Raw genomic sequence first — 14,897 nt, forward strand, 5'->3', positions numbered from 1 at the left:
TTCGCTTACTTCAGCAGCGCCAGGGTTTCCTGCAGCGAGGCCGGATCGAACACCGCGCCGCCGGTCAGGCTGCCGTCGATACGCTTGGTCATGCCGGCCAGGACCTTGCCCGGGCCGCATTCGATCACGTGCGTGACGCCTTCGGCGGCCATCTTCTGCACGCACTCCACCCAGCGCACCGGCGCGGCGGCCTGGCGAACGAGCGCGTCCTTGATCGCTTCCGGATCGTTGACGATGGCGACGTCCACGTTGTTGACCAGCGGAATGGTCGGTGCCGAGAACGTCAGGCCGGCCATGCGCTCGCGCAGGCGGTCCGACGCCGGCTTGAGCAGCGACGAGTGGAACGGCGCCGACACCGGCAGCGGCAGCGCACGCTTGGCGCCCTTGGCCTTCGCGACTTCGCAGGCCTTCTCGACGCCGGCCTTGCTACCAGCGATCACGACCTGCGACGGTGCGTTGAAATTGACGGCCTCGACCACGCCAGCAGCCGACGCTTCGGCGCAGGCAGCACGCACGTCATCGTCGGACAGGCCCAGGATGGCGGCCATGCCGCCCTGGCCCACCGGTACCGCCTCCTGCATGGCTTGTGCACGGAAACGCACCAGCGGTACGGCTTCGGCGAACGGAATCACGCCGGCCGCGACCAGTGCCGAGTATTCGCCCAGGCTGTGGCCAGCCACCATTGCGGGCGCCGGACCGCCGGCGTCGAGCCATGCGCGGTAGACCGCCACGGCGGCGGTCAGCATGACCGGCTGCGTGTTGGTGGTCAGGTTCAGTTCTTCAGCCGGGCCTTCGGCGATCAGGCGGCCGATGTCCTGGCCGAGTGCCGTCGAAGCTTCCTCCAGGGTAGCGCGCACCACGGCGTTGTCGGCGAACGCATTGAGCATGCCGACCGACTGCGAGCCCTGGCCAGGAAATACGAATGCAAATTTCATCGGAGTGCAATCCTAGATTTGAATACCGGTAGCCGCGCGTCCGGTCTCGCCCGCCGCGCCGGCTGTCGTTACATGCGCAGCAGCGCAGCGCCCCAGGTGAAGCCCCCGCCCACGCCTTCCATCAGCACGGTCTGGCCGGGACGGATGCGGCCGTCGCGCACCGCGGCATCCAGTGCCAGCGGAATTGACGCGGCCGAGGTATTGCCGTGTTCATGGACGACCGCAATCATGCGCTCGGCGGGCAGGCCGAGCTTGCGCGCGGTGCCCTGCATGATGCGGATATTGGCCTGATGGGGAATGAGCCAGTCGATCTGCTCGGGCTGGATCTCGGCCGCCGCCATGGTTTCGCGCGCGACCTTGTCTAGCACGGTCACGGCAAGCTTGAACACTGCCTGGCCGTCCATGTGCAGGAAAGCATTGCCTGCGATCGCGCCGCCGTGGACGTTGCCCGGCACGCACAGGATGCCCACATGGCTGCCATCGGAATGCATGGCCGTCGACAGGATGCCGGGCTCGTCGGATGCCGACAGCACGACTGCACCGGCGCCGTCGCCAAACAGCACACAAGTCGTACGGTCGTTGAAGTCCAGGATCCGCGAGAACACTTCGGTGCCAATCACCAGCACATTGCGGTGCGAACCACTGCGGATGAACTTGTCGGCCGTGGCCAGCGCATACACGAAGCCCGAGCACACCGCTTGCAGGTCGAAGGCGGCGCACTGGTTATTGATGCCCAGCTTGTTCTGGATGATGCACGCGGTGCTCGGGAACACGAAGTCTGGCGTCGACGTCGCGACCAGGATCAGGTCGATGCTCTGGCGGTCGATGCCAGCCGCTTCGATTGCCTGCTCGGCCGCCTTGACAGCCAGGTCGCTGCTGGCCACGTCCGGGTCGGCCCAGTGGCGTGCCGAGATGCCGCTGCGCGAGAATATCCACTCGTCGCTGGTCTCGATGCCCTTCTCGGCCAGTTGCGCCGCCAGATCCTGGTTGGTCACACGCCGCGGGGGCAGGTAGCTCCCGGTACCGATGATTTTTGCGTACTTGGTCATGTAGTGTCGGATCGATTTGTCCGTATGGCAGCCTCAGGCGCCGGCCGGATGCATCAGGCGGCGCGGGTGCTGGGGTGCGGGGTCGGGGCTGTCTCCGGGCTGGCCGGCGCAGCGCCCGCAGCGCTGGTCTTGTCGGCAAATGCCCTTGCTATGCGTTCGATGACGCCGTTCTTGGCGGCATCATACCCGCGTTTGATCGCCCATTCAAAAGAATGGGCATCCGCCGACCCGTGGCTCTTGATCACCAGACCGCGCAGGCCGAGCAGCGAGGCGCCGTTGTAGCGCGCCGGGTCGAGCCGCTTGGCCAGCCGCGACAGCACCGGCATGGCAATGCCCGCAAGCAGCTTGGTGAACCAGGAACGCGTGAATTCTTCCTTGATCATGCCGCCGATCATCTTCGCCAGGCCCTCGGTGCTCTTGAGCGCCACGTTGCCGACGAAGCCGTCGCAGACGACGATATCGGTCGTGCCCTTGAAGATGTCGTTGCCTTCCACGTTGCCGTGGAAATTGAGTTCCGAGGCGCGCAGCAACTCACCGGCGCGCTTGACCACCTCGTTGCCCTTGATGACCTCTTCGCCGATGTTGAGCAAGCCTACCGTCGGGTGTTCCTTGTGGTCCACCACGGCCACCATGGCCTCGGCCATGCGCGCGAATTGGAGCAGGTGCTCCGGCTCGCAGTCCGCGTTGGCGCCGAGGTCCAGCACCGTGGTGCCCCAGCCCTGCTCGTTCGGAATCGTGGTGGCAATGGCCGGGCGCTCGATGCCTTCGAGCGTCTTCAGCACATAGCGCGATACCGCCATGAGCGCGCCGGTGTTGCCTGCGGAAATGCACGCGCCGGCCAGGCCTTCCTTGACCTGGGTCACCGCGACCCGCATCGAGGAATCCTTCTTCTTGCGCAGTGCCACTTCCACCGGGTCATCCATGGTGATGACCTCGGTTGCCGGCACGACGCTGACGCGCGGATGATCCTGCGCGCGCAGCTTTTTCAGCTGCGCCTGGATGGCGTCGGGCAGGCCGACCAGCACCACCGCGGCATCGTCGTGGCTGGCGAGAAAACTGATCGCTGCCGGGACAGTCACGGAAACGCCGTGGTCGCCGCCCATGCAGTCGATAGCGATTTTGATCGTCATTGTTCCGGATACGGATTACGCATCGGCGCCGGCAAAAAGCCGGTGCGCGTCCCGAGCGCCCAACAAAAAAGCGGCAACGATCTTGCCGCTTTTTTGTTTCTGATCTACAGGCATGCGCGAGCGAGACGCAATGTCACGCCGAACGAAGCGATCAGTCGTTCTTGGTCTTGATGACCTTGCGACCACGGTAGTAGCCGTTCGGGCTCACGTGGTGACGCAGGTGGGTTTCGCCGGTGGTCGGCTCAACGGCCAGCGGGGCGACCGACAAGTGGTCGTGCGAACGATGCATGCCGCGCTTGGACGGCGACTTCTTGTTCTGTTGAACAGCCATGATGACTCCTTCGAGAATTTTTCAATATTAACACACGCACCCTGCACTAGGCGTAGCCGGGGCCCGGCCGGATGCTTCAACCACTACCTGCAAGACCTTGCGTCGTGCCGCATCGCGGCATCAGTGCTTGGTCTTCAGGCCGGCCAGCGCCGCGAAGGGCGATGGCCGCTTTTCCTCTTCTTCGGGTGCAGCCTCAGGCTCCACCTCGCCGTCCACGCCCGTCACGAGACTCTCGTGCACGGTCGGGCAGACGGCATGCTTGGGTGCCGCCGGCAATGCCAGCAACACCTCATCTTCAATCAGTTCCAGCAACGCAAACCGCTTCGAGCCAGCGATTGCATCGAGCTCGTCGTCATCCATCGGCGCGGCATCGGCCGCTTCCTCGCTGGAGAAAACCTCGAAGCGCATTGACGTGGCAACAGGCTCGGCATAGGCCGCCAGGCAACGCTGGCAATCCAGCCAGACCTGGCCATTCACTGCGAGTTCCAGGAACAAGCGCTGCACCATCGGCGCGCCGGGCTCGGTGGCCTCTTCATGCACGAAGCCGGTAGCCGTATAGGTGAATACCTCGTCGGGCGCAGAAGCTGGCGCTTGCGCGGCCGTCTCGGCTAAGATGCGCGGCAAATCCCGCACCGCCACCTCGCCGGCTGCGCTGCTGCCTTTGCGGCAGAACGCAAAGAGATCTAGCTCGCGCAGGTCGATCGGCTGGGTCATATTGCTGCTCATGCTTGGCTCGCCACACCCAGGGCCCGCCGCCTGACCGGCAACAAGGCAACCGATATTCGGATGCAGCTAAACGCGCGATTATAAGATGAAATCTGCCCTGTGGTCAAAGGCCTTGCCTGCATTGCCCATGGAATTCCTGTTCCGCTTCAATCACTTATGACTTCAACACCGCTTCCCAGGCTGATCCTGGGCTCCAGTTCCCCCTATCGGCGCGAGTTGCTCGAACGGCTGCGCCTAACTTTCGAGGTGGCGGTGCCCGATATCAATGAAACCCCTCTGGCCGGCGAGTCGCCGGAAGCCACCGCGCTGCGTCTCTCGTTGAACAAGGCCCAGGCCATCGCGCAGCGGCACCCGGACGCCCTGATCATCGGATCGGACCAGGTCCTGACGCTCGATGGCCGGCAGATGGGCAAGCCCGGTTCCCACGACAAGGCCCGGGAACAACTGCGCCTGATGCGCGGACGCACGGCCACATTTCATTCGGCGCTGTGTCTGCTAGATGGCCGCACCGGCCAGTCGCAGCTTGCCGATGTGCAGACCCGCGTCACCATGCGCGACCTCACCGATGCCGAAATCGACGCCTACCTGCGTCTGGAAAAGCCGTACGATGTCGCCGGCAGCGCGAAGTCGGAAGGCCTGGGCATTGCCCTGCTGTCGCGCGTCGAGTCGGATGACCCCACCGCGCTGGTCGGCCTGCCCTTGATCGCACTCACGTCGATGCTGCGTCAGTCCGGTTACCCCTTCTTTGCCGCATGAGCGGTACGCATACGATGAGCGGCACTCTTTATCTGATCCCCAACACCCTCGGCAAGCGCGACGAAGCCGACCCGCTGCCCGACGTCATCCCGGCCGGCGTCCAGCAGATCGCCGCGAAACTGGACTATCTCGTCGCGGAAAACGCCAAGACCGCTCGCGCCTTTCTCAAGAAGCTGGGCGAAACATGCCCGCTGGCGCGCCCGATCCAGCAGATTGAAATCCGCGAACTGAACGTCAATACCCGTACCGATGCGCTGGCCGACCTGCTCGCCCCGCTGGCGACAGGGCGCGACGGCGGCCTGCTTTCCGAAGCCGGCGTGCCCGCCGTGGCAGACCCGGGTGCCGAACTGGTGCGGCTGGCCCACGCACGCGGCATCCGCGTGCGCCCGCTCGTCGGACCGAGTTCGATTTTGCTCGCTGTGATGGGATCCGGGCTGAACGGCCAGAGCTTTGCCTTCAACGGCTACCTGCCGGTGGAGCCGGACGAGCGTGCGAAACGGCTGCGTGAACTGGAACAGCATTCGCGCAAGTTCCGCCAGACGCAGGTGTGGATCGAAACCCCTTATCGCAATGGCGCGCTGCTTGATGCGCTGCGCCAGCACTGTGCCGGCACGACGCTGCTGTCAGTTGCCGTGGATCTCACGCTGCCCACGGAGACCATCGTCACTCTGCCACTCTCGGACTGGCGGCCGGACCGGCTGGACCTGCACAAGCGCCCCGCCATCTTTTCGCTGCTTGCGGGCTGAAATACAAGGCAAACAGAAAAGAGGAAGGCTCCCGAAAACATCGGGGAGCCCCGCTGTATTGCCTGTTACCGCATGCCCTGCATCCCGGTGCTCCAGAGCATCGTTTTCATCGCCGCCGTGCCCACGGCCGCGCCAAAACGCTTGGCCACGCGTTCGGCGATGTTCTCCTTGACGGTGTAGTCGACGATGTCCTCGGCCTTGAACAGGTCGCGTGCGACGTAGTCAGCACTGCCCAGCCCGTCCGCCAACCCCAGTTCGACACTGCGCTCGCCCGACCAGAACAGCCCCGAGAACAACTCAGGATCGCTCTTGAGGCGATCGCCCCGCCCTTCCTTCACCACATCGATGAACTGCTGGTGGATTTCCTTGAGCATCGTCTCGGCATAGGCCTTCTGCCGCGGCACCTGCGGAGAGAACGGATCGAGCATGCCCTTGTTGGCACCCGACGTATACAGACGGCGCTCGACGCCGAGCTTGTCCATCAGACCCGTAAAGCCGAAGCCATCCATCAGCACACCGATCGAGCCGACGATGCTGGCCTTGTCGACGTAGATCTTGTCAGCCGCCGCCGCCACGTAGTAGCCGCCCGACGCGCAGATTTCTTCCACAACCACGTAGAACGGCTTGGACGGATACAGCGTACGCAGCCGATGGATTTCATCATTGATGATGCCGGCCTGCACAGGCGAGCCGCCCGGCGAGTTGATCTTGAGAATCACGCCGGCCGCATTGCTGTCGGCAAACGCAGCCTGCAGCGATGCGTTGATCGATTCCGCGCTGGCCGGTGTCCCGGCAGCGATTTCGCCGTCCAGCGAAACCATGGCGGTATGGCGGCCAGATCCGATCCCGCTGTCGCCCTTGAAATCGAACACCGCGAAGAAGACCACCAAAAGGATACCCAGCACGGCAAAGCGGAAGAAAATGCGCCAGCGCCGCGCGGCGCGCTGTTCGCGCAGCGTCGCCATCAGCACCTTCTCAAGCACATCGCGCTCCCAGCCCGCGCCGCCGCCCACCGGCGTGCTGGCCTTGCTGCCCTCCAAGCGCGCCTTGCGCTCGCCCGCCTCGCGGCGCGCGGCATCGTCGGCGGCTCTCAGTTCGCGTTCGAGCGGATAGTCGGCCTTGTGAGCCGTCTCCAGACGTTCCGATTCGCCGTTACTGCCCGTGCCTTCCGGCGCTGCCGCCGGGCTGGCCACCCCGTGTTCATCCGGCTGACCCGATTCGCCAAGCGGCGGTTTCTGCTGTTCTGTCATGCAAGTGGCTCGTGGAAAGGCTCTTGGAATGGCTGGTGCGACAGCACCCTGGCCAAGTTACGCGTTATCCGCCGTGTCGGCCGGATGATATGGCGCTTCGGGCACCCAGAATACATTGCCGTCACGCTCTTCGATCCGCAGTTTGGCCAGGGAAGCACCCCGGCACGGGCCGCCAACGCACAGTCCGCTATCAGGCTCGTACATCGCCCCATGTGTCGCACAGATCAAGTATAGGCCCGAGGACTCGAAAAACTGACCCTCCAGCCAGTCCAGCTCCATGGGCACGTGGGCGCACTGATTCAGGTAGCCGTGCACGGCGCCGTCGAAACGCACCGCGAACGCGCCAACCTGGCGCGTGTTGAGTTCAACGGTGAAGCGCACGCCGGACCCGCCATCCACCAGCGCATCAGCCGGGCACAGAAACCGGGCGGCCGCCATGCCTTCAATACCGGACTCAGGCATTCGCCAGCAACCATTCGGTCAGGTCGCCGATCGACCCCGCGCAGTGCAGCGGGGTCATTGCACGCAAGGAATCTTCGGGATGCGCACCATAAGACACGCCGATGCCATGAGCGCCGGCATTGGCTGCCATCTGCAGGTCGTGAGTCGTATCGCCGATCATGACGGTGCGGCCCATGTCCTGGCCGAGTTCCCGCGTGAGCTCCTGCAGCATGGCCGGGTGCGGCTTCGAGAAGGTTTCGTCCGCGCAGCGCGTGGCATCGAACCACTGGGTCAGGCCGCTGGCGGCCAGCGCGCGTTGCAGCCCGACTCGGGTCTTGCCCGTTGCGACACCAAGGAAATAGTGCTCCCCGTGCAGGGCTTCGAGCATCTCTCGCACGCCGGCAAACAGCACCAGCTCGGCATCGCGCGTCAGAAAGTGATAGCGATAGCGCTCGGCAAGACGCGGATAGTCAGACGGATCCAGCGTCGGCACGGCATAGGACAGCGCGTCCTTGAGGCCCAGGCCGATGACGTGGCTCGCAGCGCTGTCATCGGGCACCGGCAGGCCCAGGTCCTTGCTGGCCAGCTGGATGCACTTTGCGATGGTCGGGGTGGAATCCATCAGGGTTCCATCCCAATCGAACACGATCAGGTCAAATTGTTGCCTGGCCATTGGTTTCCTTGTTGGCTGGGTAGGCACCCGGCTTCGGAGTGCCCTGATTGCTCTGGCTGCGCAATTGTTGCAGGAATCCGGTGCATTCGTCCGGCAGTGGCGCCGCCACCACAAGAGGCTCGCGCGTACCCGGATGGACAAACGTCAGCCGGTGCGCGTGCAGGAACATGCGCTTGATGCCCGGCCGCGCGCCGGCGCGGGCCAGTTGCTTGTTGAGCGCGAAGTCACCGTATTTTTCGTCGCCAATGATCGGATAGCCCGAATGCGCCAAGTGCACGCGGATCTGATGCGTGCGGCCGGTCTTCAGTTCCGCCTCCAGCAGCGTGAAGCCGGGAAATGCCTCGACCCGGCTGAATACGGTATGCGAGGGAAGGCCATCTTCCTGGACGCGGACCCGGCGCTCGCCGTCCGGCGTACTGTACTTATATAGAGGCAGCTTGACGTGCTGGCGGTTGTTGGGGAATTCGCCGGCCACGCAGGCAAAGTAGCGCTTGTCCATGCTGTTGCCGCGGATCTGCTCGTGCAGGTCGACCAGCGCCGAGCGCTTCTTGGCCAGCACCAGGATGCCCGACGTCTCGCGGTCGAGTCGATGAACCAGTTCGAGAAACTTGGCCTGCGGCCGCGCCTTGCGCAGTTGTTCGATGACGCCGAAAGCCACCCCGGAACCGCCGTGGACGGCCACGCCGGCCGGCTTATTGATGACCAGCAAGTGCGCGTCCTCGAACAGCACCGGAAAGTCGGCTGCCGGCACGGGATGCCGCGTCGTTTCTGAAGGTTCCGCCACCCGCATCGGCGGAATACGCACGACATCCCCGATCTGCAGCCGGTAGGTAGCATCGACGCGCCCCTTGTTGACGCGAACCTCGCCCGAGCGCAGCACCCGGTAGATATGGCTCTTCGGCACCCCCTTGGAAACCTTCAGCAGGAAGTTGTCGATACGCTGCCCTTCGGCGCCTTCGTCAATCGTGACATACGCCACCTGGGGGCCCGCGGGCGCAGACTTTGTCCCTGTTTCAATTTGATGGCGTAACTCATTCATTTTCAATATAATTTCCTCGCTGATCCGGCCAATGACCGGTAGCGCAAGACCTGTGTAAGCGATTTATCGCATTTTACACTTGGGGCTGCCGCCAGCCCTTCCGTCTCCCGCTTATTCGCGTAACCCGCAAAGCGCCAGACGGGCAAATGGCGGCAAAGCAGCACGCGCGCAGTTGCCGGCGCGCAGGAAGTCGCCCATAGGTGGCTTCGGCAAGGCCGGCAATTACGTGGGAACAAAGTGTTCAGGTAATACAGAATTCAAAGGCGGATGCCACGTGGCATCCGCTTCGGTGAGAGAAAGTCCCGCCGCACCGGGAAACGGTGCCGGCCGGCAGGCGGTGCCTGCCCCCTGACTAGATACACCGGCGCCCGGTCGCAGAACTCCAAGAAGTAGTAGGTGCGCCCGCCAGGAGATGTCAGGTGGCAAATGGCCGCAGTGCCGTGTCCGAAAAACTTGCTCTTTGACGCGCCCAGGCCTTCCGTGGCCGGCCGCGATGCCGCCGGCGCCAGTTGTGCCGGCCCCGCATCGCCACCGGCATCCGGGAACGCGCCGGATGTCTGCGACAAGAGCAGCAGCCGGTGTTCTCTCCCGCCACGCGGACGTCCTCCCGGCGTCGTCGCCTTTCTTTCACCCGCGCCCAGCCGGTTGTGTTCCAACGCAATCTGGCGCTTTTCGGCAATTCTCGCGCCTCGCTTCGCTCCCTTGCGTGCTTCATCGATAGCCGCGGACACCGCTTGACGGTGAATCCGCGACACTGGAGTGAGGTATTGCGATGAAACGCATGCTGTTCAACGCGACGCAACAGGAGGAGTTGCGCGTCGCCATCGTCGACGGTCAGAAGCTGATCGATATCGACATCGAAACTGCCGGGCGCGAACAGCGCAAGGGCAACATCTACAAGGGTGTCATCACCCGCATCGAACCCTCGCTGGAAGCCTGCTTCGTCAACTACGGCGAAGAACGCCACGGCTTCCTGCCGTTCAAGGAAGTGGCCCGCGCCTTCTTCAAGGAAGGCATCGATGTGCGCAACGCGCGCATCCAGGACGCCCTGCACGAAGGCCAGGAACTGATCGTCCAGGTCGAGAAGGAAGAGCGCGGCAACAAGGGCGCGGCCCTGACTACGTTCATCTCGCTGGCTGGCCGCTACCTGGTGCTGATGCCCAACAACCCGCGCGGCGGCGGCGTGTCGCGCCGCATCGAGGGCGAAGATCGCCAGGAACTGCGCGAAACCATGTCGCAGCTGCAGGTACCGGACGGCATGAGCATCATCGCCCGTACCGCCGGCATCGGCCGCTCGGCCGAGGAACTGCAGTGGGACCTGAACTACCTGCTGCAACTGTGGAAGGCCATCGACGGCGCCGCAGGCGACAACAAGGCCCCGCTGCTGATCTACCTGGAATCGAGCCTGGTGATCCGCGCGATCCGCGACTACTTCCAGCCGGATATCGGCGAGATCCTGATCGACACCGACGAGATCTACGAACAGGCCCGCGCGTTCATGAGCGTGGTGATGCCTGACAACATGAACCGCGTGAAGAAATACCGGGACGACGTGCCCCTCTTCTCGCGCTTCCAGATCGAACACCAGATCGAGTCGGCGTACTCGCGCATGGTCATGCTGCCGTCGGGCGGCGCCATCGTGATCGACCACACCGAAGCCCTCGTTTCCGTGGACGTGAACTCGGCCCGCGCCACCAAGGGCGCCGACATCGAGGAAACCGCGCTGCGCACCAACCTCGAGGCCGCCGACGAAATCGCCCGCCAGTTGCGCCTGCGCGACCTGGGCGGCCTGATCGTGATCGACTTCATCGATATGGAGTCGGGCAAGGCCCAGAAGGATGTCGAAACCCGCCTGAAGGATGCGCTGCGCCACGACCGTGCGCGTGTGCAGATGGGCAAGATCAGCCGCTTCGGCCTGATGGAGCTGTCGCGCCAGCGCCTGCGCCCGTCGCTGTCGGAGGGCTCGCACATCACTTGCCCGCGCTGCAATGGCACGGGCCATATCCGCGATACCGAATCGTCCGCCCTGCAGGTGCTGCGCATCATCCAGGAAGAGGCGATGAAGGAAAACACCGCCGCCATCCACTGCCAGGTGCCGGTGGAGGTTGCTGCCTTCCTGCTGAACGAGAAGCGTCAGGAAATCAACCTGATCGAACTGCGCTTCAAGGTCAACGTGCTGCTGATCCCGAACAAGCATCTGGAGACGCCGCACTACAAGCTGGAGCGCTTGCGCCACGACGATCCGCGCCTGGAAGAAGGCATGGCCAGCTACCGCATGGCCGAAGCCGCCGCCAAGGAACTGGAGGCGGACACCAGCTACAGCGCCCGCAAGAAGGAAGACGCCAAGCCGCGCCAGGAAGCCGCCGTCAAGGGCATCACCCCGGAGCAGCCGGCGCCCGTGTCGGTGCCGCGCCCCGAGCGCGCGCCGCGCCAGGAAGCCGCTCCTGCGGCGCCGCCGGTCCCGGCTACCAAGCCCGTGGAAAGCGGCGGTTTCATCGCCTGGCTGAAGGGTCTGTTCGGCGCACGCCCGGCTGCACCGGTCGTCGTGGAGCCGGCCAAGCCGGCCGCCAGCGAGGCGCGCAGCGCCGATGGCCGTCGTGAACGCGGCCAGCGTGGCGAAGGCCGTGGCCAGGGTCAGCGCGGGGACCGCGCCGAGCGTGGCGAACGTACCGAACGCGGTGAGCGTGGCGAGCGCGGCGAACGCCAGCGCGGCGATCGCGGCCCGCGTGGCGAGCGCGTCGAGCGCCAGGGCGGCGAGCGTGCCGAACAACGCGAACAGCGTGAGCCGCGGGAACAGCGCGAGCCGCGTGGCGAGCGCCAGGGCCGCCAGCCGCGTCAGGGTGAACAAGCGACTCCGGCGCTGGCTCGCCAGCCTGAAGCCGCACAGGGCGAACGTGCCGAGGCGCGCCAGGAAGGCCGCCGCGACCGCAACCAGGAGCGCCGTGAACGTCAGCGGGAACGCCAGCGTGATCGCGGCGACGCACGGGAAACCGAAGCCGGCGAAGCCGCGCCGGCCGAAGCGGTAGCCGCCATTCAGGCCGCCGCCAGCCTGCCGGAAGCCGCGTTCGAAGACACCCAGCCGGCCGGCCAACGCGCTGAACTGCCGGAAGGCGCGGAAGCCGTGACCGAAGGCGGCGAAGGCGAGGAACGCCGCCGCCGCAACCGCCGCGGTCGCAACCGCTATCGCCGCGAACGCGACGACTCGGTGCAAGGCACGCAGGATGACGCCGAGGACACCACGTCCGCCGAGGTCGTGGCAGATGCCGCACAAGCCGTCGCCGTCGAAGCCAGTGCCGCCCCGGCCGTGGCGGCCCCGGTGGCCGACGAGCGTGAAGTGGAACCTGTCGCGCTGGCCGCTGAAAAGCCGGCCCAAGCCGTGGAAGCTGTCGCTGCCCCTGTTGTCACCGTGACTGAAGTGGCTGCCCAACCGGCTATGACGCAGGTGGCGGCGCCGGTGGTTGCCGAGGCCCCGGCTGTCGAAACTGCACCGGCTGTCATCCCGGCCGTGACCATGGCCGAGCCGGCACCGGCTCCGCAAGCGGCACCGGTCGAACCGGCCGCACCGGCGGTGCAGCCTGCCGCAGCCGAGCCTGTGGCGGTCGAAGTGGCTATCGCAGCGCCTGCCGTCCCGGTTGCCGCGCCTGTGACCACCGTTGCCGCTGCTGCGGCCAGTCCGTCGACCCAGTCGCTGGAAGGTCTGCAGCCGATGCTGGCAACGGCCGGCCTGGAATGGGTCAGCACGGACAGCGAAAAGCTGCGTGCCGCGCAGGAAGCGGCTGCTCGCATCGTTCCGGCGCCGCGCGTGCCGCGTGAACGCAAGCCGCTGCCCCCGCTGCCGGAAGGCCCGATGGTCCTGGTCGAGACCAGCGCCCGCGAAGTCGAGAAGGCTGAGCAGCACTAAGCACCACATCCGCGTCAGTGGAGAATAAAAGGGGACGGCCGAGGCCGTCCCCTTTTTTCGTGCATGGGCAATCCCGATGCCGGTGGCCCGCCTCGGCTAGAATGGCACCAGAATGCATCCGGTTCCCCCGAGCCTTGCTCGCCGGAGGCATCGCCCACCCACAGGCCATGACCGACACCGTCATTCCGATCTTCGACCTGCGCGATCATCGCTACCGCTCGATGACGCCCAGCATCCCCGAAACGCTGGTCGAGCCTTCCGGGCTGGTCGCCGATACCCGTGCGCGGCCGCTGCACGACCTGCGCATCTCGGTGACGGACCGCTGCAATTTCCGCTGTGTGTATTGCATGCCGAAGGAAGTCTTCGACAAGGACTACACCTTCCTGCCGCATTCGGAGTTGCTGAGCTTCGAGGAAATCGAACGCACCGCGCGCCTGTTCGTGAGCCTTGGCGTCGAGAAGATCCGTCTGACCGGCGGCGAACCGCTGTTGCGCAAGAACATCGAGAAGCTCGTCGAAATGCTCGCGCGCATCGACACCGTCTCGGGCAAGCCGCTGGACCTGACGCTGACGACCAACGCGTCACTGCTCGCGCGCAAGGCGCAGTCGCTGCGCGATGCCGGCCTGCGCCGCGTGAGCGTGAGCCTCGACGCCATCGATGACGTCACCTTCCGCCGCATGAACGATGTGGACTTTGCCGTGGCCGATGTGCTGCACGGCATCGAGACCGCTCAGGCCGTTGGGCTGGCGCCGATCAAGGTCAATATGGTGGTCAAACGCGGCACCAACGATGCCGAGATCGTGCCGATGGCGCGCCACTTCCGCGGCAGCGGCATCATCGTGCGCTATATCGAGTTTATGGATGTCGGCGCCAGCAACCACTGGCAGATGGATGAAGTGCTGCCGTCCGCCGAGGTGGTTCGCCGCATCGACGAAGTTTTTCCGCTGGAGGCCGTTCAGGCGAACTACGCCGGCGAAACCGCCGAGCGCTGGCGCTACCGCGATGGCGGCGGGGAGATCGGCGTGATCTCCAGCGTGACGCACGCGTTCTGCGGCGACTGCAGCCGCATCCGGCTGTCCACCGAAGGCCGCCTCTACCTGTGCCTGTTCGCGACCGAAGGCTATGACTTGCGCGCACTGCTGCGCGGCGACTACAGCGACCTGCAGGTTGCGAATGCGATCGCGCAGGTCTGGCAGGGCCGCACCGACAATTACTCGGAGCAGCGCAGCAACCCGGCGGTACGGCAGGCGCGCGCCGAGCGCAAGATCGAAATGTCATACATCGGTGGATGACCCGCCGACTTCCCTTCCTCCGATGATTGCACGCGACGACATTACCGGCCTGATCCTCGCAGGCGGCAGGGGCAGCCGCATGGGCGGCACGGACAAAGGCCTGCAGCCCTTGCGCGGCACGCCCATGGCCATGCACACGATGATGCGCCTGACGCCGCAGACCGGTGCGCTGATGATCAACGCGAACCGGAACCTGGCAGCCTACGAGTCTTTCGGCGTACCGGTGGTGACCGATTCGGTGCCGGACTTCGCCGGCCCGCTGGCCGGCATGCTGGCCGGACTGGAGCAATGCCAGACCGGCTGGATGGTCACCGCGCCATGCGATTCTCCGTTCCTGCCGGCAGACCTCGTACCGCGGCTTGCCCAGGCCATCGAAGCCGAAGGCGCGGAGCTGGCCATCCCGGTCACCGTGGATACGGATGGCCGCCGCCAGCTCCAGCCGGTGTTCTGCCTGATGCCGGTCAGCATGCTGGACAACCTGATTGCCTACCTGAACGGCGGCGGGCGCAAGATCGAAACGTGGGCCACGTCGCACCGGCTGGCGGAAGTCCTGTTCGATGACGCTGGCGCCTTTGCCAATATCAACACTCTCGACGAGCTGCGCACGCACGAAGCCGGCTGAACGCCC

At 65.2% G+C, this 14,897-nt stretch carries 14 protein-coding genes; 5 read left to right on the forward strand and 9 right to left on the reverse strand.

What is annotated here, in order from left to right:
* Positions 1 to 5 precede the first annotated feature (5 nt).
* The 5 genes from fabD to ACIGJG_RS11925 form a co-directional block, all read right to left on the reverse strand.
* Positions 6 to 935 carry an ACP S-malonyltransferase gene (fabD, locus tag ACIGJG_RS11905; protein ID WP_011298419.1) on the reverse strand — a complete coding sequence of 310 codons (930 nt, stop codon included), beginning with the start codon at positions 933 to 935 and terminating at the stop codon, positions 6 to 8.
* A gap of 68 nt (positions 936 to 1,003) precedes the next feature.
* Positions 1,004 to 1,984, reverse strand: a complete 981-nt coding sequence (locus ACIGJG_RS11910; RefSeq protein ID WP_011298420.1) for a beta-ketoacyl-ACP synthase III — start codon at positions 1,982 to 1,984, stop codon at positions 1,004 to 1,006.
* 53 nt (positions 1,985 to 2,037) lie between these two features.
* Positions 2,038 to 3,114, reverse strand: coding sequence for a phosphate acyltransferase PlsX (plsX, locus tag ACIGJG_RS11915; protein ID WP_011298421.1), 1,077 nt, complete (start codon positions 3,112 to 3,114; stop codon positions 2,038 to 2,040).
* Positions 3,115 to 3,265: 151 nt separating this feature from the next.
* Positions 3,266 to 3,445: a 50S ribosomal protein L32 gene (rpmF, locus tag ACIGJG_RS11920; protein WP_008644820.1), complete on the reverse strand. Its 180-nt coding sequence runs from the start codon at positions 3,443 to 3,445 to the stop codon at positions 3,266 to 3,268.
* Between the two features lie 120 nt (positions 3,446 to 3,565).
* Entirely contained in the window at positions 3,566 to 4,159 is a 594-nt protein-coding gene (locus ACIGJG_RS11925) for a DUF177 domain-containing protein (protein ID WP_483673077.1), read from the reverse strand.
* Positions 4,160 to 4,327: 168 nt separating this feature from the next.
* On the opposite strand from ACIGJG_RS11925, the gene ACIGJG_RS11930 reads away from it, so the two are divergent.
* Positions 4,328 to 4,927 carry a Maf-like protein gene (locus tag ACIGJG_RS11930; protein ID WP_011298423.1) on the forward strand — a complete coding sequence of 200 codons (600 nt, stop codon included), beginning with the start codon at positions 4,328 to 4,330 and terminating at the stop codon, positions 4,925 to 4,927.
* A gap of 14 nt (positions 4,928 to 4,941) precedes the next feature.
* Positions 4,942 to 5,673, forward strand: coding sequence for an SAM-dependent methyltransferase (locus ACIGJG_RS11935; protein ID WP_041679659.1), 732 nt, complete (start codon positions 4,942 to 4,944; stop codon positions 5,671 to 5,673).
* Between the two features lie 65 nt (positions 5,674 to 5,738).
* Here the strand turns inward: ACIGJG_RS11935 and ACIGJG_RS11940 are convergent, their stop codons facing one another.
* The 4 genes from ACIGJG_RS11940 to ACIGJG_RS11955 are packed head-to-tail and all read right to left on the reverse strand — an operon-like array spanning position 5,739 to position 9,076.
* The gene (locus tag ACIGJG_RS11940) at positions 5,739 to 6,923 is read right to left on the reverse strand and encodes a S49 family peptidase (RefSeq protein WP_011298425.1); all 1,185 of its coding nucleotides are present in this window, start codon (positions 6,921 to 6,923) and stop codon (positions 5,739 to 5,741) included.
* Between the two features lie 57 nt (positions 6,924 to 6,980).
* Positions 6,981 to 7,385 (reverse strand): Rieske (2Fe-2S) protein, encoded by a 405-nt coding sequence (locus ACIGJG_RS11945; RefSeq protein ID WP_011298426.1) that lies wholly within the window; start codon positions 7,383 to 7,385, stop codon positions 6,981 to 6,983.
* Positions 7,378 to 8,037, reverse strand: a complete 660-nt coding sequence (locus tag ACIGJG_RS11950) for an HAD-IA family hydrolase (RefSeq protein ID WP_220630904.1) — start codon at positions 8,035 to 8,037, stop codon at positions 7,378 to 7,380. The genes ACIGJG_RS11945 and ACIGJG_RS11950 overlap by 8 nt, the downstream gene beginning before the upstream one ends.
* Positions 8,018 to 9,076, reverse strand: coding sequence for an RluA family pseudouridine synthase (locus tag ACIGJG_RS11955; protein ID WP_483672382.1), 1,059 nt, complete (start codon positions 9,074 to 9,076; stop codon positions 8,018 to 8,020). Before ACIGJG_RS11955 ends, ACIGJG_RS11950 begins: the two co-directional genes overlap by 20 nt.
* Positions 9,077 to 9,848: 772 nt before the next feature.
* Here ACIGJG_RS11955 and ACIGJG_RS11960 point away from each other — a divergent pair.
* The 3 genes from ACIGJG_RS11960 to mobA all read left to right on the forward strand — a co-directional run bounded on the left by ACIGJG_RS11960 (position 9,849) and on the right by mobA (position 14,891).
* The gene (locus ACIGJG_RS11960) at positions 9,849 to 12,977 is read left to right on the forward strand and encodes an Rne/Rng family ribonuclease (protein WP_011298429.1); all 3,129 of its coding nucleotides are present in this window, start codon (positions 9,849 to 9,851) and stop codon (positions 12,975 to 12,977) included.
* Positions 12,978 to 13,144: 167 nt separating this feature from the next.
* On the forward strand, positions 13,145 to 14,269 hold the full coding sequence (moaA, locus tag ACIGJG_RS11965; RefSeq protein WP_041679660.1) for a GTP 3',8-cyclase MoaA: 1,125 nt from the start codon (positions 13,145 to 13,147) through the stop codon (positions 14,267 to 14,269).
* A gap of 22 nt (positions 14,270 to 14,291) precedes the next feature.
* Positions 14,292 to 14,891: a molybdenum cofactor guanylyltransferase MobA gene (gene mobA, locus ACIGJG_RS11970; protein WP_483672383.1), complete on the forward strand. Its 600-nt coding sequence runs from the start codon at positions 14,292 to 14,294 to the stop codon at positions 14,889 to 14,891.
* Positions 14,892 to 14,897: the final 6 nt, after the last annotated feature.

Source organism: Cupriavidus sp. C1SS-2L, assembly GCF_057073735.1.